Genomic DNA, 24,811 nt, shown 5'->3' on the forward strand with positions numbered 1-24,811 from the left:
TTTAAGCGAGGTTGTTATAGTTTTGTCCCAGTCTCTTTTTACTTTATTCTTTCCCTGTCATAATGAAAACTCCACATGCATATATTAGTTTACTCTATGGGTAATTTTCCAATAGAGGAAGATGCTTGAAATCAATATATCACTACATGTATAGTTATACATAAATACCGTACAATAAAGGTGTTTATAACTTTTTTGAATACAAAAATTGACGGAAGTATGGAACCAAGGAGGACGGTACGATGACAGCCATAAATGAAGTAGTGAAAAAGAAGCATGGATACACGCTACATATCGTTCAGACAGATAAGTATAAAACGAACAGCCTGATCTTGAAAATGAAAGCTCCTTTGGATCATGAAACTGTGACACTACGAGGGTTGCTCCCTCATGTCATGCAAAGCAGCACGAATACTTATCCGAGTACAACGGATTTAAGGTCTTACTTGGATGAGTTATATGGCGCGAACTTTTTCGTGGATTTAGGGAAAAAAGGAGAGTACCACATTGTCAGCATGTCTGTTGAAATCGCCAACGAAAAGTTTTTAAAGGACTCTGAGCCCCTGCTTCAAAAAGGGATTGAATTTTTGTCAGATGTATTGCAAAATCCTCATGTTGATGAACAAAACGGATTCGATGAGAAAACGGTCTCTAAAGAAAAACGGAACCAAAAGGTGAGAATCCAAGCAGTATATGATGATAAAATGCGATATGCGAATTCTCGTCTGGTCGAGGAGATGTGTAAAGGAGAAAGGTTCGCCCTTCATGTAAATGGAGTTAGTGAAGAAGTGGACGCTATTACGGCCAAGAGTTTATATGATTATTACAAGAAAGTCATGAGTGAAGACCAATTTGATCTATATGTAATTGGAGATGTAGATGTCCGAGAGGTTGAAATGCTGTGCGACCGGCTCCTTCATTTGAATGAACGTACTCCCCAGGAAGTGGATTCGTCAGAGGTGAAGAGGAAAGAAAAAGAACATGTCGTGAAAGAGAAGCAAGACGTCAAGCAAGGAAAGCTCAATATGGGCTACCGTACTCATACGAAATACGGTGATCGTGACTACTTTGCCCTGCAGGTTTTCAATGGCATTTTCGGCGGTTTTTCCCACTCCAAATTATTCATTAATGTTAGAGAAAAAGCGAGCCTGGCTTATTATGCGGCAAGTAGACTGGAAAGCCATAAAGGCTTATTGATGGTCATGTCCGGAATTGAATTCGAAAAGTATGATCAGGCAGTAGGCATCATCAATGAGCAGCTTAAGGCAATGAAAGATGGGGACTTTACAGAAGGAGAAATAGACCAAACGAAAGCGGTCATCCGCAATCAGCTGCTTGAAACCATTGATACGTCCCGTGGGCTGGTTGAGATCCTCTATCACAACGCTGTCGCCCATGAAGAGATTGATTTATCACACTGGCTGAATGAAATCGAAAAAACGACGAAGGAAGATATCGTCAAAGCAGCCCAAAAAGTCGAACTTGATACCATCTACTTTTTAACAGGAATGGAGGGATAATGATGAAGAAGATTTCCTTCGATCAACTACAAGAAAACCTGTATTATGAAAAGATGTCGAATGGACTGGATGTCTATATTCTCCCGAAAAAAGGGTTCAACAAGACCTATGCTACGTTTACAACGAAATACGGAAGCATAGACAATCATTTTGTTCCTTTAGACGAAGAAGAATACGTCAAAGTGCCAGACGGGATCGCTCATTTCTTGGAACATAAATTATTTGAAAAAGAAGACGGGGATGTATTTCAGCAATTCAGCCGCCAGGGAGCGTCTGCCAATGCCTTCACATCCTTTACGCGAACGGCCTATCTTTTCTCAAGTACAACCAACGTGGAAAGAAATCTGGAAACCCTAATTGACTTTGTTCAGGACCCATACTTTACAGAAAAGACGGTTGAAAAAGAAAAAGGAATCATTGGACAGGAAATCACCATGTATGATGATAACCCTGATTGGCGTTTGTACTTCGGGGTAATACAGAATATGTACAATAACCACCCTGTAAAGATTGATATCGCAGGAACGATCGAGTCCATCACACCGATCACCAAGGATATGCTGTATCAGTGCTATAACACATTCTACCATCCAAGCAATATGCTTCTCTTTATAGTGGGATCTGTAGATCCCGATCAAATCATGGATCAAATACGTTCTAATCAAGAGAAGAAGGATTATGAGAAAATGCCTGAAATCAAACGTAAATTTGAAGATGAACCTGAAACTGTGGCAGAGCAGAAAAAGGTCCTCAAGATGAACGTTCAAAGCCCTAAATGCCTGGTGGGCCTTAAAGCACCCGAACCAAAACAACAGGGACGGGAAATGCTTAGACAAGAGCTTTCAATGAATGTTTTTCTCGATATGTTGTTCGGTAAAAGCTCTTCACACTACTCTGAACTATACAACGATGGTTTGATCGATGAAACGTTCCATTATGACTTTACACAGGAAAACGGGTTCGGATTCCTGACGGTAGGTGGAGATACAGAAAGGCCCGATGAGTTGGCTGAGAAGGTGCAATCATTACTGCTCAAAGCAAAACAAGAGTCACTCTTTAAAGAAGAGGACTTAGAGAGAACGAAGAAAAAGAAGATTGGAGCGTTTTTACGGGCCATTAATTCTCCTGAGTATATTGCGAACCAATTTACCCGATATGCTTTTAACGAAATGGATCTCTTTGAAGTTGTCCCTACTCTTGAATCATTAACATATAATGACATACAAACAGTAGTGAACACGATTATAAGTGAAGAACGATTCACGGTTTGTCAAGTAGTACCTAATGCATAAAACAGAGGGAGCTGCCGGATGGTAGTTCCTCTCTTTATGTCGATGAATTCTCGAGGTGATACAAATGAAATATGCTTTAATAACTGGGGCTTCAGGTGGGATCGGAAGCAGTACGGCATTAAGGTTGGCGGAAAATGGATGGAATTTATATTTGCATTATCATTCAAATGAGACTGCAATGATAGAATTGGTACGTCAGGTGGAAAAGTATGGTGTGGAGGTCGTCCCCATACGGGCAAATCTTGCTTATCCTGAAGAAGTAGAGAGTCTTGTGAGCAATATCTTTCAACTTGATGCCATTGTATATAGCAGTGGAAACTCGAGTTGGGGGCTATTCCAGGACTTGAAAGAAGAAGAGATGGACTATATGATGAACGTTCATGTGAAAAGTCCCTTGCTCCTTGTGCAAAAGTTGCTGTCGAAGTTGATGGAGCGTAAAGGGAATATTGTTATGGTAAGCTCCATATGGGGACAGATAGGGGGAGCTTGTGAGGTCGTATACTCTACGGTTAAAGGTGCTCAACTTGCTTTCGTGAAATCATTGAGCAAGGAAGTGGCGCCAAGTGGTGTAAGGGTCAATGCCATCGCTCCGGGTGCAGTTGATACTGCCATGATGAGTTCGTTCACTGAAGGGGAGATAGATGCCCTTCAAGAGGAAATTCCAATGGGGCGACTGGCTCAGGCGGATGAAATAGCTGACACGATTCATTTCCTCACCTCTCCTAAAGCCTCTTATATAACAGGTCAAACCCTCGCAGTCAATGGGGGATGGCATACTTGAAAAAGTTTTTCAGCCAAAAGATAAAGGCGAATAATTTTTCCTCCGGGATACAAACTAAGGTTGTATTTCAATAAAGGAGGTCATGACAAATGTCTGTATTAGATAACTGGTCTGATTGGAAAAACTTCTTAGGCGACCGCCTTCACCAAGCTCAACATGGTGGGATGGAGAACGAAACGATTTCTGATTTAGCCTATCAAATTGGTGATTATCTGGCGAATCAAGTTGAAGCAAAAAACGATCAGGAAAAAGTGTTAGCTGATTTATGGTCTGTCGCTTCTCCTGAAGAGCAACATGCCATCGCAAACATGATGGTTAAACTTGTAAACAACAACGGTACTCGTTAAGGAGAGGGATTTTTCCTCTCCTTTTTCTCATATTTAGGGCTGGATTTACTTCTTTTATTATGTGATCAATGCTTATAGTGATCAATAAAACCAGTTCCTTTATGTTAAAATGAGAAATTGTACATATTTATGTAGGTTTTGCTTTTCTATTATTGGAAAATCATTTATTATAATACCTAGATGTTTTTATGACTTTACGAAATGTGTCAATTTCTATCGAATTGAAATGTCACACATGTCATGGAGGTAACCAATGGAACGCAAAGAATGGTATTTAGAGTATGAAATCCAAAAAAATCGTCCTGGCCTCTTAGGTGATATTTCCTCGTTATTAGGAATGCTTTCTATAAATATTGTGACGATAAATGGAGTCGATGAAGGAAGAAGGGGAATGCTTCTCCTTGCCAATAATGATGAACAGATCATGAGACTTGAATCCATCCTGCAAACGATGGATACAATCAATGTGACAAAGCTCCGGGAACCAAAATTAAGGGACCGGCTTGCGGTCCGTCACGGGCGGTATATTCAACGTGACGCCGATGATAAGAAAACGTTTCGGTTTGTCCGTGATGAACTTGGTTTATTAGTCGATTTTTTAGCAGAGCTATTTAAGCAAGAGGGACATAAACTTGTTGGGATCAGAGGGATGCCCCGTGTGGGGAAGACGGAATCCATCGTGGCTTCTAGTGTATGTGCAAATAAGAAATGGCTTTTTGTTTCTTCTACACTATTGAAGCAAACGATAAGAAGCAAGCTGATTGAAGATGAATACTCATCTGAAAATCTTTTTATTATCGATGGAATCGTTTCAACTCGCCGGGCAAGTGAGAAGCACTGGCAGCTTGTAAGAGAAATTATGAGATTACCTGCAGTGAAAGTGATTGAACATCCTGATATTTTCGTTCAAAACTCTGAATATTCACTTGAAGATTTTGATTATATCATTGAACTGAGAAACGATCCTGATGAAGAGATTACATATGAATTGGTAGAACAAAATAATCCATTTCAAAATTCCGATTTTGGAGGTTTTGATTTTTAATATTGGAAGGTGTTAATTGGTGACGGAATTAGGAATTCGTTTAAAGGAAGCGCGGGAAGCTAAAGGCTATAGCCTGGATGACCTGCAGAAAATAACCAAAATTCAAAAGCGTTATTTGGTCGGGATTGAGGAAGGCTCGTATGATGCGATGCCTGGGAAGTTCTATGTGCGGGCATTTATTAAACAGTATTGTGAAGCGGTTGGTCTTCCATCTGAAGTGATCTTTGAGGAATATAAGGATGATATTCCGACTACATACGATGATGAAATACCTGTTTCCCTTTCAAGGGTACAGTCCAGGAAGTCTGTATCAGAAAGTTCCGGCAAGGTATTTGACTTCGTTCCAAAGCTTCTTATCGCATTGTTTGTCATTGGTGCATTGGTAGTTGTATGGGTTTTTTGGCAGGGGAAAGTGGGGGACAAGGCTCCTGAGAGGCAACCTTCTGAGAACCAGGAGCAAGTGGCTGTAGATGAAAATGAAAAGGCTGAAAAGGAGAAGCCTGCAGATGTAGGCGATGATCAAGCTGAAACAGAAGAAGATGCTCCTGCTCAAGAAGAAGATGAGGCTGACGAAGAGGAACCAAAGTCGGAACAGTCACTGGATGCAGTTAATACAGAAGGCAAGAAAACCACTTATGAGCTTAAAAATACAGACGACTTCAAGCTCCGATTATCGGCTAAGGGCGACACGTGGATCGGGGTTTACAACACTGAGGATGATTTATTGTTTGAGGGCCTTCTGAAGGAGGGGAATGAAAAGGAATTTGACTTTTCCAAGGAGAAGGTAGCTTATCTGGTCATCGGAAATGCTGCGAATACAGATATTTCAGTGAATGGAAAAATGCTGGAGTATAAAGTGTCTCCTACAGAGGTAGTAAGGCAGGATATCGTCATCAACTACGAACGGGAAGCAACACAATAGTGAAGAATGAAGGAGTGTTCATAACTCCTTCATTCTTACATACTAGCAGGATAACGTTTATGAGCATTGGAGGTAGAAAGGTGAATTTACCTAATAAGATAACAGTTTCCAGGATATTTTTAATACCATTATTTCTTATCATCATGCTGGCACCATTAAATTGGGGCGACATGATATTTCTTGGGGCAGAAATGCCGGTTAAGCATTTTGTCGGGGCTTTAATCTTCATCATTGCCGCAACGACTGATTGGGTCGATGGATACTATGCACGAAAGCTTGACCTCGTTACGAACCTAGGGAAATTCCTAGATCCATTAGCGGATAAGTTGCTCGTTTCTGCAGCATTGATTGTCCTCGTTGAGCTTGGTCTTGCTCCGTCGTGGATTGTCATCATCATCATCAGCCGAGAGTTTGCCGTAACAGGTCTCCGTCTGGTGTTGGCAGGAGAAGGGGAAGTGGTTGCAGCGGGGCAATTAGGAAAGATCAAGACATGGGCACAGATCATTGCCATTTCAGCCCTGCTTTTGCATAACGCCATTTTCGAATTAATCAACCTTCCATTTGCGACCATTGCTCTATGGGTAGCTATGTTCTTTACCATTTGGTCCGGTTGGGATTATTTCAAACATAACAAAAAAGCATTTGTAAATTCAAAATAACATATACAAAGAAGGGGATTGATTCTTACAGGGTCATCCCCTTCTTTACATCAGCTATAGGGGGAGATCATGATGAACGCAGAAATTATCGCAGTTGGATCTGAATTGCTATTAGGTCAAATCGTCAATTCGAATGCTCAATTCATTTCAGAGCAACTGGCTGAAGTGGGTGTAAATGTCTATTACCATACAAGCGTCGGAGATAACCCAGTCCGTTTGAAACATGCCATCCAGGTAGCAAGAGAAAGAGCAGATCTGTTGATATTTACAGGAGGGCTCGGACCCACGAAAGATGATTTGACAAAAGAAACCATTGCGGATGCATTAGGCACGACCCTAAGCATGGACGAAGATGCATTGAAATCGATAAAAGATTATTTTTTAAAGGTCGATCGTGAAATGACACCCAATAATGAAAAGCAGGCTCTTATTCTAGCGGGTTCAGAAGTACTGAAGAATGAACACGGTATGGCTCCCGGGATGTTATTGAAAAGGGATACTAAAGCTTATATGCTTCTGCCGGGACCTCCTTCAGAAATGAGGCCGATGTTCAGTAAATATGGAAAACAGGCGATTCTCTCCTTGATGAAGAAGAAAGAAGTCATCCATTCGAGGGTCCTCCGTTTCTTTGGAATAGGAGAAGCGCAGCTTGAAACGGAGTTAGAGGATTTGCTTGATAAGCAGACCAATCCTACCATTGCCCCCCTTGCAAGTGACGGGGAAGTGACTTTGAGGCTGACGGCTAAGCACGAGTCAAGGGAGACGGCCATGGCTTTATTGGATTCGACAGAAAGGGAGATCCTGAACATTGTAGGTGAGTACTTTTATGGCTATGATCAAGCTTCAATCGTAGAAGTGGGACTTAGACTATTGAAGGAAAAATCCCACACCATATCATGTGCTGAGAGCTTAACAGGAGGATTATTTCAGGCTCAATTAACATCTATTCCCGGTGCATCAGAGGTGCTGAATGGTGGGGTGATTTGTTACCAGGATGAGATTAAGAAGAAGATTTTATCTGTCAAGGCTGATACCTTGAAGCAATATTCATCCGTAAGCGAGCAATGTGCTCTGGAACTCGCTGATAATGTAAGGGAGCTTTTTTCTACAGACATCGGGATCAGCTTCACAGGGGTAGCAGGTCCTGAGCCACACGGAGGTCATCCCGCTGGGACTGTTTGGATCGGTTTATCCTTTAAAGGCAGGCCGACCAGGGCTTTTCAACTGAATCTCGGCGGAGGGCGGAATGGCAACCGTTTGAGAACAGCAAAGTATGGATGGTACTATTTGATCAAGGAATTAAGTTAGGTCATGGAACGGCTGTCTTCCACAGGGGGGCAGCTTTTTGACGTATTTGGATGAGTTCTGTCATTCAACATGTTTAGAAACTGATCATTTCATACATACCTATCCGATTCAATACATCCCAGCTATCGAAAAAAACCGAATGAATGTTCGATTTTTTTCTTGTTTTCTATAATAAAAACGTTTATAGTATAGATAGGTTGGATTTGAGACAAGATTATAAGTTGTCGATTACAAGTTCTATATTCAAAGGAGGAAGATTTGTGAGCGATCGTAAAGCAGCCTTAGATATGGCGTTAAAACAAATAGAAAAGCAGTTTGGTAAAGGCTCAATCATGAAACTTGGGGAGCAGACTGATAGAAAAGTTGTTACATGCCCAAGTGGTTCATTGGCATTGGATGCAGCTCTTGGAGTTGGCGGGTATCCTCGTGGAAGAATCATCGAGGTATATGGTCCCGAATCATCAGGTAAAACAACAGTGGCGCTTCACGCGATTGCAGAGGTTCAGGCTCAAGGAGGTCAAGCGGCATTCATCGACGCAGAGCACGCACTTGATCCCGAATATGCTCAAAAGCTTGGAGTAAACATAGATGAATTATTACTTTCTCAACCAGATACGGGTGAGCAGGCACTGGAGATTGCAGAAGCTTTAGTACGGAGCGGAGCAGTGGATGCTATCGTCATTGACTCTGTTGCTGCCCTGGTACCAAAAGCCGAAATCGAGGGGGAGATGGGTGATGCCCACGTAGGTCTTCAAGCTCGTTTAATGTCACAGGCCCTTCGTAAGCTTTCTGGTGCGATCAACAAGTCAAAGACCATTGCGATTTTTATTAACCAGATCCGTGAGAAGGTCGGAGTCATGTTCGGAAATCCTGAGACAACGCCTGGTGGTCGTGCACTGAAATTCTATTCTTCTGTACGTCTAGAAGTCCGTCGTGCTGAGACCCTCAAACAGGGTAATGAAATGGTAGGGAACAAAACAAAGATCAAGGTCGTAAAGAATAAAGTCGCTCCACCGTTCCGTGTAGCCGAAGTGGATATCATGTATGGAGAAGGGATTTCCAAAGAAGGTGAAATCGTCGACCTTGGATCTGAGCTGGACATTGTCCAGAAGAGTGGAGCCTGGTACTCTTATAATGAAGAACGTTTAGGTCAAGGACGTGAAAATGCAAAGATTTTCCTTAAAGAAAATCCGGAAATCCGCACAGAAATCATGCTGAAGATCCGTGAACACTATGGATTGGATACTGGGCGTGCTGAAACGGACGATCAAGGTGAATTAAGCCTATTGGAAGACTGATTAATATGGAGGAGAAGCAGACGTCTTCGTTTGCTTCTCTTTATTATGTATGTTTACCAATGATATGGTAGAAAATAGTAACATTCCCAAAATCGTTTCAATAAAGGAGACCAGGTCAAGATTTACAGTCTTCTAAGGAAACAGATAGAATAGTTGAAACAAATGATTTGGATGTTTTTAGCACCCATAATCCCTCTATGACAGCGTCACTTATAGTCGAATGGAAAAAAACCCTTGAGAAATCTAGTGATAGAAGGCTCTACCCCTTGACAATAAATTTTCAGAGATTTAAAATTAACATGTATATTTTACAAATTTTTCGAATGAATATTTGAAAGCCTAGCGCTGTATATTTTGTTCAAATGAGCAATGTACAAGCCGACATGTAAAAGACATGATGACAGTTCATAGCAAGAGGAGGTGAAATAATGCAACCTATTACAATCATCTTCATTTTGCTTGGCCTAATCGTCGGTGTAGTTGTTGGATACTTAATTCGTAAGTCCATTGCTGAAGCAAAGATTGCTGGTGCTAAAGGTTCAGCAGAGCAGATTTTAGAAGATGCAAGGCGCGAGGCGGATGCTCTGAAGAAAGAAGCACTTTTAGAAGCAAAGGACGAAAATCATAAACTTCGCACAGAAATGGAAAATGAACTTCGTGAACGAAGAAATGAATTGCAAAAACAAGAAAATCGTTTAATGCAAAAAGAGGAAAACCTCGATCGAAAAGATGAAACGCTGGATAAGCGTGAAGCTTTACTTGAGAGAAAAGAGGGGACTCTTAACGAAAGACAACAACATATTGAAGAGATGGAAAGCAAAGTGGACGAGATGGTACGATCACAGCAAACCGAGCTAGAACGTATCTCGAGCTTAACTCGTGACGAAGCGAAAGGGATCATTCTCGACCGCGTTGAAAATGAACTCTCCCATGATATCGCTATTATGGTCAGAGAGCATGAAACACGGGCGAAGGAAGACGCCGATAAGAAAGCGAAAGAAGTCCTTTCACTGGCTATACAACGTTGTGCTGCCGAACATGTGGCTGAAACGACAGTTAGTGTTGTGAATCTACCGAATGATGAGATGAAAGGTCGAATTATTGGGCGAGAAGGACGTAACATTCGTACGCTGGAAACACTTACAGGAATCGATTTGATCATTGATGATACTCCTGAAGCGGTTATTCTTTCTGGTTTTGATCCGATTCGTAGAGAAACGGCTCGAATTGCATTAGAGAAATTAGTACAGGATGGACGTATCCACCCTGCACGTATTGAAGAGATGGTAGATAAATCCAGACGTGAAGTGGATGAATACATCCGTGAAATTGGAGAACAAACAACATTCGAAGTTGGTGTTCATGGGCTTCACCCGGATTTAATTAAAATCCTTGGCCGTTTGAAGTATCGTACCAGTTACGGTCAAAACGTATTGAAACACTCAATGGAAGTGGCATATCTTTCAGGATTACTGGCAGCTGAGCTTGGTGAAGACGAAAGACTGGCTAAACGTGCCGGATTACTTCATGATATCGGTAAAGCGATTGACCATGAAGTAGAAGGAAGTCATGTTGAAATTGGTGTTGAACTGGCCACGAAGTATAAAGAACACCCGGTGGTCATTAACAGTATTGCTTCTCACCATGGAGATACAGAGCCAACCTCCATCATTGCGGTTCTTGTTGCAGCAGCAGATGCACTTTCAGCTGCTCGACCAGGGGCAAGAAGCGAGACGCTTGAGAACTATATCCGTCGCCTAGAGAAGCTCGAAGAAATTTCAGAGTCTTATGAAGGCGTTGAGAAGTCCTTTGCGATCCAGGCAGGACGTGAAGTGCGAATCATGGTAAGACCTGAAGCCATTGACGATTTGGAATCTCACCGATTAGCAAGGGATATCCGTAAACGAATTGAAGATGAGCTTGATTACCCGGGCCATATTAAAGTAACGGTCATACGTGAAACAAGGGCTGTCGAATACGCGAAATAAGAGGTTGACTCGAGAAGGGGATATTCCCTTTTTGAGTCAGCTTTTTTTATGGTTTATATCCTTAAGATTCATATAGTGAATTCTATAGGGATGAATAGACGGCAACTTATTTGTGATACAATAACTACATGACTCAATACATATAGAGAAGGGACATTTATTTTTCATGAAAATATTATTTGTTGGAGACGTAGTCGGTTCACTGGGCCGAGAAATGATTACAGAATACCTTCCGAAGTTAAAGAAGAAGCATTCACCGGATTTTACCATTGTGAACGGGGAAAATGCAGCATCAGGCAGGGGAATCACAGAGAAAATATATAAACAATTTATACAAGATGGCGCCAATATGGTGACTTTAGGGAATCATGCTTGGGACAATAAAGACATTTTCAATTTTATAGAATCATCTAAACAGTTGGTGAGACCGGCTAATTTTCCTGAAGGAACCCCTGGCACCGGACTAGTATTTGGGGAAGTGTACGGTAAAGAAGTAGCGGTCATCAACGCCCAGGGAAGAACCTTCATGCCTCCTCTGGATGACCCGTTTAAAGCACTTGATGAGCTTGTTGACGAAGCCAAAAAGAGAACATCCATTATCTTTGTTGATTTTCATGCAGAGGCAACAAGTGAAAAGCAGGCAGTCGGATGGTTCCTGGATGGGCGTGTATCTGCCGTAGTAGGAACCCATACCCATGTTCAAACAGCTGATAACCGAATCCTTCCCAATGGAACAGCATTTATGTGTGATGTCGGTATGACAGGTCCTTATGATGAAGTGCTTGGAATGAGTAAGGAGTCTGTTTTAAAAAGATTCCAGACAAGTCTGCCTGTTCGGTTTGAAGTTCCAAAGACGGGCAGGAAGATATTGAGTGCCTGTTTAATTGATATTGATCAAAAAACGGGTAAAGCGAAAAAAATAGAACGGATATTAATCAACGAAGACCATCCATTTATGGCAGAATATTAAATGTTTTCATTCCTTTTTTCGGTGTGACCGGAATGATTTGTCCATTTCCTGAATATAGTATCAGTGGAATCATTTATACCAAGTTTGTTCTTTACCACGGACATACGGTATGGGGGAAATGACAAGGAGGAAAAGGAATGGAAATATTAAAAGTTTCAGCAAAATCTAATCCTAATTCTGTAGCTGGTGCACTTGCCGGTGTTCTTCGTGAGAGAGGAGGAGCTGAGATCCAGGCTATTGGCGCTGGTGCTTTAAATCAGGCAGTCAAAGCAGTCGCCATTGCCAGAGGCTTTGTTGCTCCTAGTGGTTTAGATTTGATATGCATCCCGGCATTTACAGATATTTTGATTGATGGAGAAGAGCGGACGGCGATAAAGTTAATTGTGGAACCAAGATAATATATTATAGGCTGTTCATTAAAGTGGGTACTTTAGTGGACAGCCTTTATATTATTCCATAGTATGATAAGTAGCAGGAACTGACAGATGAGAGGATGAGGAAACATGATATTTGATGCACACTGCGACGTGCTGATGAAGTTATACCTGAAACCCGGGCAGGCGGCATTTCAATCTCAGCATTCATTACATATTACATATCCAATGCTAATTGAGAAGAGAAGCAGGGTCCAATTGTTCGCCATCTATATTCCATCACATCTGAAAGCGGGGCAGCGTTTTCAAGCGGCGTTGGAAATGGTGAACCTTTTTCATAATGAGATATTGAAACCAAATCCCAAGCTAAGGCATGTAACCTCCAAACATGAAGTCGATAGGCTTGCCCATGATGAAATTGGTGCCATGCTTACATTGGAAGGTACTGAGGCTATTGAAGAGGATCTCACGAAGCTCGAAATCCTTTACAGACTTGGAGTCCGTTCTGTAGGTTTAACGTGGAATTGGGCCAATGCAGCAGCAGACGGTGCGTTAGAGCCAAGGGGGGGAGGCTTGACTCATTTTGGGCATGAGGTCGTATCCTTTTTAAATCAGAATAAGGTATGGACCGATGTTTCCCACCTTAGTGAAAAAGCGTTCTGGGATACAATGGAATGTGCTGAATATCCGATAGCTTCACATTCCAATGCGTACTCCATATGTCCACACCCACGTAATTTGAAGAATGACCAAATTCAAGCGATGATCAAAAAGGATAGTGTGATGGGGATTACGTTTGTCCCTCCATTTTTAAATAAAAAGGGACATGCGGTTGTGACAGATGTTATCAGACATGTAGAGCATGTATGCAGCCTCGGGGGAGAAAATCACATTGGCTTCGGCTCAGATTTCGATGGGATATCCGAAACCGTGCAGGGACTATCCTCATTTCATCAATATGACAATCTGATCAATGCCCTTCAACGATACTATAGTGAGAGTCAGGTGAAAAAATTCCTTTTCAATAACTTCGCAGAAAGGTTAACAGGCTGATCACGGACCAGGCCATCAAAGAGACCCATCTTTGATGGCCTGTATGTTTCAACAAGAAAGTGTTTTCAATTTCATAAATTATTCATTCCGGTAGTGAATTAAATAGAAAAGTGATAAACTGATAGAGTGAACGTAAACCGTAAATACGGTGACAAACCTTAGTAGAATTGAAGTGTTCGAAAAAATAGAATTTGCTGATCTTATAGATGTTGCAAAATTGAATGAAGGGGTGTAATAAATGAAGGAACAACTTTCATGGAAAGTTGGCGGCCAGCAGGGTGAAGGGATAGAGAGTACGGGTGAAATTTTCTCTATGGCTCTCAATCGCCTTGGGTATTACTTATACGGGTACCGTCATTTCTCCTCTCGAATTAAGGGAGGCCATACAAATAATAAGATTCGGGTCAGCACGACACAAGTGCGTGCGATTGCAGACGACCTCGATATCCTTATCGCCTTTGATCAGGAAACCATTGATGTGAATTATAAAGAATTACATAGAGATGGAGTCATTATTGCAGATGAAAAGTTTAAGCCTGAGAAACCTGAAGATACGGATGCATCTCTCTATATCATACCTTTCACTCAGTTAGCTACAGAATTGGGGACGTCGTTGATGAAGAATATGGTGGCCGTCGGTGCGACATGTGCCGTTCTAAACCTGGATCCTGACGTTTTTAAGGAAGTCGTGGAGGAGATTTTCGGCCGTAAAGGTGAGACCGTAGTAGAGAAAAACATGGAAGCCATCAGGCAAGGATTCCAAAAGATGAAAGGTGAACTGGGAAGCAAGGTTGGTTCATTACAATTGAAAGAAGCAGATGGAAATAAGCGCATGTTTATGATCGGAAACGATGCGATTGCACTCGGAGCACTGGCTGGGGGAGTTCGTTTGATGGCAGCATATCCAATTACACCTGCGTCAGAAATCATGGAATACCTCATTAAGAAGCTTCCGATGGTTGGTGGAACGGTTATCCAAACAGAAGATGAGATTGCAGCCGCAACGATGGCGATCGGTGCAAACTATGGTGGAATCCGTTCATTCACTGCATCTGCGGGACCAGGTCTTTCTCTTATGATGGAAGCAATCGGCTTATCCGGTATGACAGAACAGCCTTTAGTGGTGGTGGATACACAACGTGGGGGACCTTCAACGGGACTACCAACGAAACAGGAACAGTCCGATTTAATGGCCATGATTTACGGTACCCACGGGGAAATACCAAAGATCGTCCTGGCTCCAAGTACTGTACAGGAAGCATTCTATGATACGGTGGAGGCGTTTAACCTCGCTGAAGAGTATCAATGTCCAGTCATCATCCTTTCTGACCTTCAACTTTCCCTAGGAAAGCAAACCGTTGAACCTCTCGATTACAGTAAAGTGGAAATTCGCAGAGGCAAGCTTGTCGGCAATGAATCCGATTTAAATGAATTAGAGGCGAAGAAATATTTTAAGCGTTTTGAAGTGACAGAAGATGGGGTATCTCCACGTGTCATTCCTGGAATGAAGAACGGGATTCACCATGTTACCGGAGTAGAACATGATGAAACAGGTAAACCTTCAGAATCTCCTGCGAATAGACAAGCTCAGATGGATAAACGGATGCGAAAAGTGGAGAATCTCCGCTTTAACAATCCTATTCACACTCATGCACCCCACGAGGATGCCGATTTATTATTGGTCGGTTTTAACTCAACACGTGGAGTGATAGAGGAAGCAATGGTACGTCTTGAAGCAGATGGGCTGAAAGTAAACCACGCTCATGTTCGCTTACTACACCCCTTCCCGTCGGAGGATCTGGAGCCACTTATGCAATCAGCGAAGAAAGTGGTCGTGATTGAGCATAATGCAACAGGACAATTGGCTGATATTATAAAAATGAATGTCGGGTATGGGAACAAAATCACGAAAATGACAAAGTATGATGGAACACCATACTTACCAAATGAAATTCATACTAGATGTAAGGAGTTGATCTGATCCATGGCTACCTTTAAAGATTTCAGAAATAATGTTAAACCCAACTGGTGTCCTGGATGTGGTGACTTCTCTGTACAGGCAGCGATTCAACGAGCATCTGCAAATGTAGGACTGAATCCTGAACAATTGGCAGTCGTTTCAGGTATCGGTTGCTCAGGACGTATTTCAGGTTACATTAACTCATACGGTTTTCATGGGATTCATGGACGTTCTCTTCCCATCGCCCAAGGATTAAAAATGGCCAATAAGGATTTAACTGTCATCGCTTCAGGTGGGGATGGAGATGGATTTGCCATCGGACTTGGACATACGATCCACGCGATTCGCCGTAATGTAGATGTGACGTACATCGTTATGGATAACCAGATTTATGGACTGACAAAAGGACAGACATCTCCACGTTCTTCAACTGGATTCAAGACAAAATCAACGCCTCAGGGGAGCATCGAGCCGGCACTGGCACCGATGGAAATGGCCCTGACGGCGGGTGCAACTTTTGTTGCCCAAAGCTTTTCGTCTGACTTAAAGGAATTGACAGCATTAATCGAAGCGGGACTTAATCATAAAGGGTTTTCATTTATTAATGTGTTCAGCCCTTGTGTAACCTATAATAAAATCAATACGTACGATTGGTTCAAAGAGAATCTTACAAAGCTTGCTGATGTGGAAGGATATGACCCATCTAATCGGGAGCAGGCAATGAATACCCTCATGGAAAAGGATGGACTGGTGACGGGATTGATTTATCAAAACAAAGAACAGCCTTCATACCAGGATCTTGTGGCTGGGTATTCCGAAGAACCCCTGAGTACTCACGATTTAAGATTAGATGAACGTAAATTTGATGAATTGGTGAAGGAATTTATGTAATAATAGCTTTTTCAAAAAGAGAGATTAGGTGCAATTGCGCTTAATCTCTCTTTTTTATTATCGAGATTAAACTGTCCAATCAAGGAATGATGTTTTACATATAATAAATATAAAAGAACATTCTGTGGGGGGAAAAAGATGAAAAATAATCTTGATAGAGTTAATGAAGCATATTATGGTGAAATGGGCGAATATATGAAATCTAAAACAATAAAAAGAATAAATTGGATCTTAAATCATGTTGTTGGCGAAAAAGTTTTAGATGTGGGATGCAGTCAAGGGATTATTGATATATTATTAGCTAGAAAAGGTATACATGTTACAGCCGTTGATATAGAAAAAGAAGCAATTCAATATGCAAAAAAAGAATTGAGTAAAGAAAAACAATCAACAAGAGAGAAAGTGGAATTAATCCATGCAAATTATCTTCATTATGATGTTAATAGAAAATTTAACTGTATATTATTAACAGAGATTTTAGAACATTTCGAAGAGTCATCATTAATCATTAAAAAAGTATATAAAATGCTAAGTAAAGGTGGTAGAGTGATTGTAACAATCCCTTTTGGAATCAATGAACATCCAGGACATTTAAGAACTTTATACTTGGCAGAATTGTACAAAGAACTTTACCCATATATGAAAATACAAAAAGTTGAAATGATTGAAAGTTGGATTGGTCTTATTTGTGAAAGGAAAATAGAAGTAGAAGAAAATGTTGATGTTAGCATTCCAATAAAATTAGTAGAAGAAATAGAAAAGGGATTTTTTAAAAAAGAAAGAAAGCTTCTTGATCAATTAAATTATCAAAAAAAGCTGAATGATAGCAAAGAAACATAGTTTAAAAGCCAATTAACAAATTTCTTGAACTTCACCCGAATATAGGACAATGATTAAAGGTCCACATATTTGGGTTCTTCAAGTTTTTGAAAGAATAACCCGTTAATCATGATTCATAAATTTGACCGAAAAATTGATTATCATTAAAAAGGTCTATATTTTTTACAAAAAAGGCATTAAAAGCTACTCAAAACTTTTATTGGGATTACCAGAGCTCTTTTTCTTGCCACCCAGTTTTAAAAGAGTATCTGACTATTAGCTAACATTCCCTTCAAAACCAATATTGAGCTTGGCTTAAATCTAAGAAATGATCAATTCGAAAAGTGCTTAAACTGATGGATAGAAGTTGATAAAAACTGGGTATGAGTGGCTTTTAATCAAAGGCAGTGGAGTAGGAAAAACTGGTCGTCCATCTTCTAAATCTCTAACACTAGAAGAACAAGAGATGGATGTAGAAAAATACGTAACCACTTTTTTAAAAAACACATTGAAACAAGAATACAGATATAATCTCATTAGCGGGAAATGAAAAATGACCCCTGTTCAATATAGGGGTCATTCACAATCCGCTTAGGACTTTTTTTACAGGTGTGCAGTCATCTCTAAAGTTTTTCATCAGTTAATATAATTGAAGGTTACTAATGATTTCTGAATTAATATCATTTGTCTCAATGATTAATGTATTGATAGGTGTTTTTTTTGCATCTTGACCAATAAACCATCCTAGTACGGGGTCCTTCGAGCCTCTTAACAGTCGAGTTTTAATATTGCTTTTTGAATGAATAGACAGTTTCATTACTTTTCTACTATTTCTAAAACAAATTACTTCATTAGAATTGTGTTGCACATCGATATCAGGTGCGAAATGCCATAAAACTTTATAATTGTGCATTTTTGTTGATATAATTTTATCATGTACTTTAATGAATTTCTGACTTTTTTGATATTTTATTGTCCTTTCATGAACTACACCGGGATATCGTCTGTTTATACCTTTCACTTCTGAATAATCTTTTCCAATTTTATATTGCTGAATTTTCACATGATTAAATTTATTGTCCACTCTTGGAAGGCTTGTATCATCCACAATTAAAGTATTATGAGAAAATGATGAATAAGCATATTTAGTGAAAGGGTCTTCATAATCATACCCATTTGGTCCACTTTCAACAAGAATGTCACCATCTGAGTAAAGCCAAATTGACAAATCATCACAATGCTTATGATAGCTAGTATAGTAAGCTGCATAAAATAATAAATAAGTTCCACCATTACCTTTTTTCCATTCATCTCTAAACACTGCATATCCAGATTGAGGAAAAACTTTATCTATATAGGGTGGAGGTAGTCCTTTAAATCCTTTACTAATAGCATATAAATAATGTTTGTCATGTGGCCAAAGATGAGAAGAGGGAATATCTTTAAAGAATGTATCTCCTATTAATGGCCATCTTCCGTCAGGTTTAATGATATATGTGGCATAGTCAGCTAGTGAATCGTATTTTTGAGAAAAGAAATGATGATCGAGGCTATTTTCGAAAAATTTAGCGTACCGCAATACGGCATTGGAAATAACCTGATGGTAGCTAGGAGAATGTTCTAAATGGACACCTTCACTGGAAATGATATAATTAAAATAATTTGTTAATCTTTTTATTGCTAACTTTTTTATTTCATTACTTTCTTTAATATTATTAAAATATTCACTAAAGACTAATAAGCTCTCATCTTGAAACATACCATGATTTGTATTTGTAGTATGAAAAGATTCTGTTCGTAATAAGTTAACATGCAATAAGATGTTCTCGTAAAAAAAAGATATTTCCTTTTCGCTTAGTAAACTCCTGGCACAATCAAAAAAATGGATCCAAATAACTAATCTTCTAGCAGTTACTTCATCGCTCCATGCCATTTTATGTTTAGGAATGGGTTTTGGATTTTTACTAATCCAATCTTTAATAATTGAAAATCCATAGGTGATATATTCCTTTTTTCCGAGTTTAGCAAAAGAGGCAATCAAATCTGTTAAAAAGAAATGTCCATGTAGTTGTCTTAGAAACGATCTAGATCGATTACTTTTGTTTTCCCAGTCGATACCATTAGTGAAATTTATTGTTCCATAGGAAGGGAAGCTGAAATTTCCCTTTAGTATATTTTCACTTGAGTACATATAATTATTCTTATTTAAAGGTTTTATAAGCAAATCTTGTAATTTTTTTATTTGCAAATTTGTTTTTTTATCTTTATAAAACTGAACTATTTTTTGCTTATCCTCTGGCCAACTATAAAGAATTCTTCCTTCACTCATGTGTTAGACCCCTCTCTAAAAAGAGTTTTGTGAAGATGTCTTCTATCATAGTAACAATCATGTTTTTGTCAAAGTTATTCTTAACATGATGCATAAGAATTTGTTCTAGATTTTTATGAGAACTTTGATTTTTAATTAACGCTACTGCCTCATGAATATTGTTATAAATAAACTGAGTAGGGTATATGTTTGATGCACCTTCCCAGTTTCTTATAACAGGTACTGCTCCCGAGGCCATGCCTTCTGAAACTGATAAATGAAAGCTTTCAAAATCACTTGTGGATAGAATATAGCCAATCTTATTTAACCATGAAGGTACATCATTGTCCCATCCATCAAAAAAAACACTATTTCTCCAAGGAGATATTTTAATCCTTTTAAAAATATCTTCATAATATTTTCTTTCTTGTTTGTTTCTCCATAACCAATTATATTCCATTGGCTGTTTCCCTTTTATAAATAATTTGTACCTTGCATCATATTTCCATAGCTCTTCAAAAATATTTAAAGCTATGTCTAATCTCTTTAGTTTGGGCACGAATCCGATAATTCCTATATTGTATATTGAACTATCGATTTTCTTGTTTGTAAATTTGCTAGTGTCTACTACATTGGGAATAACTTTACCTAAATTAGAAGGTATCTTATTCTTTGATTCGATTATTTTTCTTAAATGTGAAGACACATAGATCACTTTATCGACTCTTTCCCACAGTATCTTTTGGGTAAATTGAGACATTCTTTCTTGTCCTAACATTCTAATAATCAATAATTGCTTTTGGAGTTTATGTTGAGAGTACCATACAGAATTACCTAGACCCCATTCACAAAAGATGATATCTGCCCATTGAAGTAACTGAGTACTTTTTTTGATATCATGTTTCTCGTGTCCACTCCATTTATCAATCTTGAGTTCAAATCGGGGGTGATTGTTAAAGTAATCGATAATTTCTTTTGTGAATTTCAAGTCATGGCCAGCTATTAACAATTTGATCATTGATTTTCACCTCTTGAAGATCCTTTTATGTGAGGCAGAATTTTTTGATAAACAGAATCAAATGTGTGTCTTAAACTTACTTGATGGATTCGCTCAGCAGCAAGATTATATATATCTTTATTGTCAAATGCTAATTTGATTTTTTTAATGAATTCAAGTTCAGAATTGGCGTACAATGGATAATCAGTACCAAATAAATTTTCATGAAGTTTAGTTCGATTTAATATAACTGGTTTATGAAACAAACCATATTCCAATACTTTAGTGGATATCTCCATTGAATGATCTAATGAAGAATCTCTCCATGAAATACCGATATAACTCTCTTTAATGTTTCTAAATACTTCTTCTCGAGAGGCACTCTCAATCCATTTAATATATGTGTTCGAACTAAGTGCTTTCTTTACCATTTCCTTATAATTTTCTTTATACGGGTGATTATGAAATTTATTTCCGATTATTAAAAATTTCAATTTAGGGTCTTTAATTTTGTTGAAAGCAAAAATCATATTTGGCATCATCCAATATGGGGATAACTTTCCGGCATATATTATTTGATTGTTAATAAGAAATGAAGTGTTTGAAGTTGTATGAATTTTAGGGAGTAAAGGTGGGAGTAAAAGGAAAATGTTATCATTGGTATTCAATTTTTGTTTGTAATATTGTAACAGTTCATTTGTTTGACATAGAATCTTGTTGGAAAACTTAAGAATCCGCTTAAATTGTTCAATATCGTCTTTATTGGACTGCGACGTAGGGAAATCTGTAAAGTAAAACCAAACCTTGTTTCTTATTAGGTCGTTAGAATTACTCACTAAAAATTTTGAGAAATTGAATCCTCTTACAATTAACAAGTCAAATTTCTCTTTACTAAATAGTAAATCTATTTGCTGAAGTGCACCTATTTGGGTTAATTTACCTGTAGAGTGACTGTCTACCATATGGAAATTTTTGTATTTCAACAAAGGATTTATCAATTGTTTATTTTTGATTGATTTATATACTATTACTTTAACGGAATTGTTATTATCTTGTAGTAGCATTTCAGCTAAGGATACTAACCAAATGGAGGACCCATCTATAATATTTAAATCTATCTCTGCATATATCGCTATTTTCCTCATTCTATTCAAAGTCACCACCTCTTTAAACTTTCACTTTATCAATTAATTGATACTCGTTGTTGATGTCTTTTTCACTATTAACGAAATTGTATGGATCTATAGAAAAGCATATTTGATCTACAATTTTATTCCTGAAACTTTTGAGATTTAATAAGTCTGTCAAAGTCAATTGAGAAGTTTCAATGAATTCATGTTTTATTATACTTCCTGTATTTAATATATTTTTATTGTATACAAAGTGCTCATCTTTATTTAGTAAAGCAATATTTCCAGTAGATCTCCTTTGATAGTAACCTGCTTTACCAACAATTGATGCTTCAGAGTAAATTGCCCCGTTATATAAATCTTTTAAATAATGAGGTCCATAATAATTCGTTGGATAGAATAACGCAGCAAAGGTACTCCCTTTACAATAATCAGATAATTTAATGTTTGTGTTAGTAATTTTGATAAATTCAATATAATCTTTATGATGAATGTTATTGAACCTATCCAATGGCAGTGAGTTTTCTATAAAGATGATTAATTTCTTATTTCTATAATTTTGCTTGTTAAATGAAGAAAGAAGTAATTCGACTTTTTTAAGTGTATCCGCATATCCTAACACTAATATATCTTTAAAGAAGGGGTTTTCTACAGGTATTTTACAACTTTTTAATATATTATATATTCTGTGTGTGTAAGTGTGGTGATCGTAAATTAACCTGATACCTTTAACTTCTCTTATTTTCCTCCAATCTTCTCTATTTAAAATGCTTGATATAATAAAATTTGCATCAGTTTTGTTGGCAACTACTGAAATTAAATTACTAAACATGCTTTGAATTGCATTCGAATTTGTACTTACAACCGAAACTCCAGATGCCAGTAGTTCAAAAAGTCTTCTGGAACACATTGTGTTTGAATTTTTTACAGAATTAACATTTAAGCATATCTTATATTTTTTGCAATGATTAACGAGTTGTTGATATTCAAGTGAACCCCTGATATAACGCTTATACTTTTGCGGGAATTTAAATACAGAATTTTTATTGTAATTCCTATCATATATATCTAACCCATATATTGAAGCAACATCTAAAAGTAGGTGAACATCTTGATTTCGTTCTGGGTGCTGCTTCCCATAATAACTACCTGCAAACATAATGTTCTTTTCTTTATAACCAGTGACACGTATTGGATTGTGTAATTTTGGTTGAGCGGCAAATGTCAAAGTTTGTACCCTGTTATGACCTAAATATGTTTTATACTTTTCAACACAATTTTCATCTGTAGTGTAGACATAATCAAACAATTTAGCGGCTTTAATAAAAAAGTCAAAATGAACAGGGTCTTCTTTATTCCAGAATACAGTAGGTATACCTTGAGATCTGCACCATTGAGTTAACATTTTTAAGTCTCTATAGTCATTATTCTGGTAATTTCCAATTTTGAATTGCCATCTAGACTCATTTCCTTGCCAAGCAGATTCTACGAATAATATATCTGGTTTTTCTCTGATAAGTGCCGATTGCCAATTTTCAGGATATACTTTAATGAATTTGCATTCATGCCTAAAACATTCATAAGAAAATTCGTCTAAAATACACGCCACTTTTACATTTGACAATGCAATCACTACTTTTCCTCCTTTTCAAGATTGTTATATCCAACTAAGTAAGTATCAAATCCTTCATTTTGTAACATTTCATGATTCAACAAGTTGATAGTATCAACAACATTCCTATGATTGAACTTTTCTTTGTAATCAGTTAAATTCAATTTCAAATATCCATCATGTCTGGTTAAAAAAACCAGGCAATCCGTGTTATCAATGGCATCCTCAAAATGAACGTATTTGTTAGCGAAATTCTCTTTGACTAGAGGATCATGTAATTTAAGCTTGTATCCTTTCTTTATTAGTTCAGACATGATGACAAGTGAAGGGCTTTCTCGAACATCGTCAATATTGCCTTTGTAGGCAAGCCCGCATAGGGTGATTATAGGATCGTCAATGTCTTTTACTGTTTGTTCAATAATATTTACAATTCTGGAGGGGGCAGTTTCATTGATTGTTCTTGATAAATGAATTAATTTAGATGTTTCTGGGGATTTTTCAACAATAAACCATGGATCCACTGCAATACAATGACCGCCAACTCCAGGCCCAGGGAAGTGAATATTCACCCTTGGATGATAATTGGCAAGTTTAATGGCATCCCAAATATTGATGTCCAGCTGTTCTCCAATTACAGCCAATTCGTTCGCTAATGCAATATTTACATCACGATACGTATTCTCAATAAGTTTGACCATCTCTGCCGTCTTTGCATCGGTCATATAAATATTTCCTTTTACAAATTTTTTATAGAGGAATACGGTTTTCAGGCAGGATTCTTCATTTATTCCACCAACGATGCGATCATTTTCAATCAATTCCTCAAATAATCTTCCTGGAAGCACTCTTTCTGGAGAATGGGAAACGAGTAAATCTATTCCAACTTTATAGCCGGTTTGGGAAAGTATAGGCAGAAGAATATCCTCAGTAGTTCTTGGGGGTACAGTTGATTCGAGAATAATTAGGTTGTCCTTTTTTAGGAAAGGTAGTATTGCTTCTGTAGCACTGATCACATAAGATAAATCAGCTTCTTTGTCTTTTGTAATAGGAGTAGGGACAGCAATAATATATACATCCGCTTCAGTTGGGACGGTTGATACGGTCAACTTCCCTGAATTCATAACAGAATGGAAGCGATCCTTTAAGCCCGGTTCTTCAATGTGGAGGCTTCTATTCTTTAATTGATTTATTACATTTTCATTAATATCCACACCAACGACTTCTAATCCATGCTGTGCAAACATAACCGCAGTGGGTAAGCCAATATATCCAAGTCCCATAACACATAGTTTCATACTCATCATCAATCATCACCTTTATATTTTTTCTACTCTATAAGCATATGTACAAGATAAATAGATTGAGTGGATGGGTACCTATATATGTAAAAATATGTAAAATATAATAATGCAAAAAAACGAATGATAAATGATTAACAATGAAGGAAGGAATAAATCATCACAGCGTTTTTAATCTTTTTGTATTTGATCTGTCATATTGTTGATGAATACAAGTACAAAATGACCAACGTCGAACT

The 24,811-nt window shown here is 38.3% G+C and carries 22 protein-coding genes; 17 read left to right on the forward strand and 5 right to left on the reverse strand.

The features are described 5' to 3' along the window. Window positions 1-242: 242 nt before the first annotated feature. The 17 genes from yfmF to LS684_RS20680 all read left to right on the forward strand — a co-directional run bounded on the left by yfmF (window position 243) and on the right by LS684_RS20680 (window position 17,777). Window positions 243-1,520, forward strand: a complete 1,278-nt coding sequence (gene yfmF, locus LS684_RS20600; RefSeq protein ID WP_169215948.1) for an EF-P 5-aminopentanol modification-associated protein YfmF — start codon at window positions 243-245, stop codon at window positions 1,518-1,520. Window positions 1,521-1,522: 2 nt separating this feature from the next. After that, window positions 1,523-2,812, forward strand: a complete 1,290-nt coding sequence (gene yfmH / locus LS684_RS20605; RefSeq protein WP_233812123.1) for an EF-P 5-aminopentanol modification-associated protein YfmH — start codon at window positions 1,523-1,525, stop codon at window positions 2,810-2,812. Window positions 2,813-2,876: 64 nt separating this feature from the next. Next, window positions 2,877-3,593: an elongation factor P 5-aminopentanone reductase gene (gene ymfI / locus LS684_RS20610; protein ID WP_233811735.1), complete on the forward strand. Its 717-nt coding sequence runs from the start codon at window positions 2,877-2,879 to the stop codon at window positions 3,591-3,593. 89 nt (window positions 3,594-3,682) lie between these two features. Beyond that, window positions 3,683-3,940, forward strand: a complete 258-nt coding sequence (locus LS684_RS20615; RefSeq protein ID WP_169215945.1) for a DUF3243 domain-containing protein — start codon at window positions 3,683-3,685, stop codon at window positions 3,938-3,940. 253 nt (window positions 3,941-4,193) lie between these two features. After that, window positions 4,194-4,985 (forward strand): DUF3388 domain-containing protein, encoded by a 792-nt coding sequence (locus LS684_RS20620; protein WP_233811736.1) that lies wholly within the window; start codon window positions 4,194-4,196, stop codon window positions 4,983-4,985. A gap of 19 nt (window positions 4,986-5,004) precedes the next feature. Then, entirely contained in the window at window positions 5,005-5,907 is a 903-nt protein-coding gene (locus LS684_RS20625; protein WP_233812124.1) for a helix-turn-helix domain-containing protein, read from the forward strand. Between the two features lie 80 nt (window positions 5,908-5,987). Beyond that, window positions 5,988-6,566: a CDP-diacylglycerol--glycerol-3-phosphate 3-phosphatidyltransferase gene (gene pgsA, locus LS684_RS20630; protein WP_169215942.1), complete on the forward strand. Its 579-nt coding sequence runs from the start codon at window positions 5,988-5,990 to the stop codon at window positions 6,564-6,566. A gap of 72 nt (window positions 6,567-6,638) precedes the next feature. Next, on the forward strand, window positions 6,639-7,874 hold the full coding sequence (locus LS684_RS20635) for a competence/damage-inducible protein A (protein ID WP_233812125.1): 1,236 nt from the start codon (window positions 6,639-6,641) through the stop codon (window positions 7,872-7,874). Between the two features lie 260 nt (window positions 7,875-8,134). After that, on the forward strand, window positions 8,135-9,172 hold the full coding sequence (gene recA / locus LS684_RS20640) for a recombinase RecA (RefSeq protein ID WP_169215940.1): 1,038 nt from the start codon (window positions 8,135-8,137) through the stop codon (window positions 9,170-9,172). Window positions 9,173-9,600: 428 nt separating this feature from the next. After that, window positions 9,601-11,160 carry a ribonuclease Y gene (gene rny, locus LS684_RS20645; RefSeq protein WP_169215939.1) on the forward strand — a complete coding sequence of 520 codons (1,560 nt, stop codon included), beginning with the start codon at window positions 9,601-9,603 and terminating at the stop codon, window positions 11,158-11,160. Between the two features lie 166 nt (window positions 11,161-11,326). Next, window positions 11,327-12,130 carry a TIGR00282 family metallophosphoesterase gene (locus tag LS684_RS20650; RefSeq protein WP_225003034.1) on the forward strand — a complete coding sequence of 268 codons (804 nt, stop codon included), beginning with the start codon at window positions 11,327-11,329 and terminating at the stop codon, window positions 12,128-12,130. A 137-nt stretch (window positions 12,131-12,267) separates the two neighbouring features. Next, window positions 12,268-12,528: a stage V sporulation protein SpoVS gene (spoVS, locus tag LS684_RS20655; protein ID WP_034760060.1), complete on the forward strand. Its 261-nt coding sequence runs from the start codon at window positions 12,268-12,270 to the stop codon at window positions 12,526-12,528. Window positions 12,529-12,633: 105 nt separating this feature from the next. Next, a complete protein-coding gene (locus LS684_RS20660) occupies window positions 12,634-13,557 on the forward strand; it encodes a dipeptidase (RefSeq protein ID WP_169215937.1) in 924 nt (307 codons plus the stop codon). Window positions 13,558-13,795: 238 nt separating this feature from the next. Continuing rightward, window positions 13,796-15,538 (forward strand): 2-oxoacid:acceptor oxidoreductase subunit alpha, encoded by a 1,743-nt coding sequence (locus LS684_RS20665; protein ID WP_233811737.1) that lies wholly within the window; start codon window positions 13,796-13,798, stop codon window positions 15,536-15,538. Between the two features lie 3 nt (window positions 15,539-15,541). Beyond that, the gene (locus LS684_RS20670) at window positions 15,542-16,408 is read left to right on the forward strand and encodes a 2-oxoacid:ferredoxin oxidoreductase subunit beta (RefSeq protein ID WP_233811738.1); all 867 of its coding nucleotides are present in this window, start codon (window positions 15,542-15,544) and stop codon (window positions 16,406-16,408) included. A gap of 138 nt (window positions 16,409-16,546) precedes the next feature. Further along, a complete protein-coding gene (locus LS684_RS20675; RefSeq protein WP_169215934.1) occupies window positions 16,547-17,248 on the forward strand; it encodes a class I SAM-dependent methyltransferase in 702 nt (233 codons plus the stop codon). A gap of 346 nt (window positions 17,249-17,594) precedes the next feature. Next, complete coding sequence (locus LS684_RS20680; protein ID WP_233811739.1) at window positions 17,595-17,777, forward strand: hypothetical protein; 183 nt, start codon at window positions 17,595-17,597, stop codon at window positions 17,775-17,777. A gap of 90 nt (window positions 17,778-17,867) precedes the next feature. On the opposite strand, the gene LS684_RS20685 is transcribed toward LS684_RS20680, so the two are convergent. The 5 genes from LS684_RS20685 to LS684_RS20705 are packed head-to-tail and all read right to left on the reverse strand — an operon-like array spanning window position 17,868 to window position 24,575. Continuing rightward, window positions 17,868-19,556 carry an alginate lyase family protein gene (locus LS684_RS20685; protein ID WP_233811740.1) on the reverse strand — a complete coding sequence of 563 codons (1,689 nt, stop codon included), beginning with the start codon at window positions 19,554-19,556 and terminating at the stop codon, window positions 17,868-17,870. After that, window positions 19,549-20,553: a glycosyltransferase gene (locus LS684_RS20690; RefSeq protein ID WP_233811741.1), complete on the reverse strand. Its 1,005-nt coding sequence runs from the start codon at window positions 20,551-20,553 to the stop codon at window positions 19,549-19,551. Before LS684_RS20690 ends, LS684_RS20685 begins: the two co-directional genes overlap by 8 nt. Beyond that, the gene (locus LS684_RS20695; RefSeq protein ID WP_233811742.1) at window positions 20,550-21,677 is read right to left on the reverse strand and encodes a glycosyltransferase family protein; all 1,128 of its coding nucleotides are present in this window, start codon (window positions 21,675-21,677) and stop codon (window positions 20,550-20,552) included. The genes LS684_RS20690 and LS684_RS20695 overlap by 4 nt, the downstream gene beginning before the upstream one ends. Before the next feature lie 22 nt (window positions 21,678-21,699). Beyond that, the gene (locus LS684_RS20700) at window positions 21,700-23,295 is read right to left on the reverse strand and encodes a CgeB family protein (RefSeq protein WP_169215930.1); all 1,596 of its coding nucleotides are present in this window, start codon (window positions 23,293-23,295) and stop codon (window positions 21,700-21,702) included. Beyond that, entirely contained in the window at window positions 23,295-24,575 is a 1,281-nt protein-coding gene (locus tag LS684_RS20705; RefSeq protein ID WP_233812126.1) for a nucleotide sugar dehydrogenase, read from the reverse strand. The genes LS684_RS20700 and LS684_RS20705 overlap by 1 nt, the downstream gene beginning before the upstream one ends. Window positions 24,576-24,811 lie beyond the last annotated feature (236 nt).

The sequence above is a fragment of the Cytobacillus spongiae genome, assembly GCF_021390075.1.

What these genes read in the sequence shown, in the direction of transcription:
- yfmH (WP_233812123.1), top strand. Translation starts at nt 1,523, where the DNA reads ATGAAGAAGATTTCCTTCGATCAACTACAAGAAAACCTGTATTATGAA.
- LS684_RS20665 (WP_233811737.1), top strand. Translation starts at nt 13,796, where the DNA reads ATGAAGGAACAACTTTCATGGAAAGTTGGCGGCCAGCAGGGTGAAGGG.
- yfmF (WP_169215948.1), top strand. Translation starts at nt 243, where the DNA reads ATGACAGCCATAAATGAAGTAGTGAAAAAGAAGCATGGATACACGCTA.
- LS684_RS20705 (WP_233812126.1), bottom strand. Translation starts at nt 24,575, where the DNA reads ATGAGTATGAAACTATGTGTTATGGGACTTGGATATATTGGCTTACCC.
- LS684_RS20675 (WP_169215934.1), top strand. Translation starts at nt 16,547, where the DNA reads ATGAAAAATAATCTTGATAGAGTTAATGAAGCATATTATGGTGAAATG.
- spoVS (WP_034760060.1), top strand. Translation starts at nt 12,268, where the DNA reads ATGGAAATATTAAAAGTTTCAGCAAAATCTAATCCTAATTCTGTAGCT.
- LS684_RS20620 (WP_233811736.1), top strand. Translation starts at nt 4,194, where the DNA reads ATGGAACGCAAAGAATGGTATTTAGAGTATGAAATCCAAAAAAATCGT.
- LS684_RS20670 (WP_233811738.1), top strand. Translation starts at nt 15,542, where the DNA reads ATGGCTACCTTTAAAGATTTCAGAAATAATGTTAAACCCAACTGGTGT.
- LS684_RS20615 (WP_169215945.1), top strand. Translation starts at nt 3,683, where the DNA reads ATGTCTGTATTAGATAACTGGTCTGATTGGAAAAACTTCTTAGGCGAC.
- LS684_RS20690 (WP_233811741.1), bottom strand. Translation starts at nt 20,553, where the DNA reads ATGATCAAATTGTTAATAGCTGGCCATGACTTGAAATTCACAAAAGAA.
- LS684_RS20650 (WP_225003034.1), top strand. Translation starts at nt 11,327, where the DNA reads ATGAAAATATTATTTGTTGGAGACGTAGTCGGTTCACTGGGCCGAGAA.
- rny (WP_169215939.1), top strand. Translation starts at nt 9,601, where the DNA reads ATGCAACCTATTACAATCATCTTCATTTTGCTTGGCCTAATCGTCGGT.
- LS684_RS20635 (WP_233812125.1), top strand. Translation starts at nt 6,639, where the DNA reads ATGAACGCAGAAATTATCGCAGTTGGATCTGAATTGCTATTAGGTCAA.
- ymfI (WP_233811735.1), top strand. Translation starts at nt 2,877, where the DNA reads ATGAAATATGCTTTAATAACTGGGGCTTCAGGTGGGATCGGAAGCAGT.
- LS684_RS20695 (WP_233811742.1), bottom strand. Translation starts at nt 21,677, where the DNA reads ATGAGGAAAATAGCGATATATGCAGAGATAGATTTAAATATTATAGAT.
- LS684_RS20685 (WP_233811740.1), bottom strand. Translation starts at nt 19,556, where the DNA reads ATGAGTGAAGGAAGAATTCTTTATAGTTGGCCAGAGGATAAGCAAAAA.
- LS684_RS20660 (WP_169215937.1), top strand. Translation starts at nt 12,634, where the DNA reads ATGATATTTGATGCACACTGCGACGTGCTGATGAAGTTATACCTGAAA.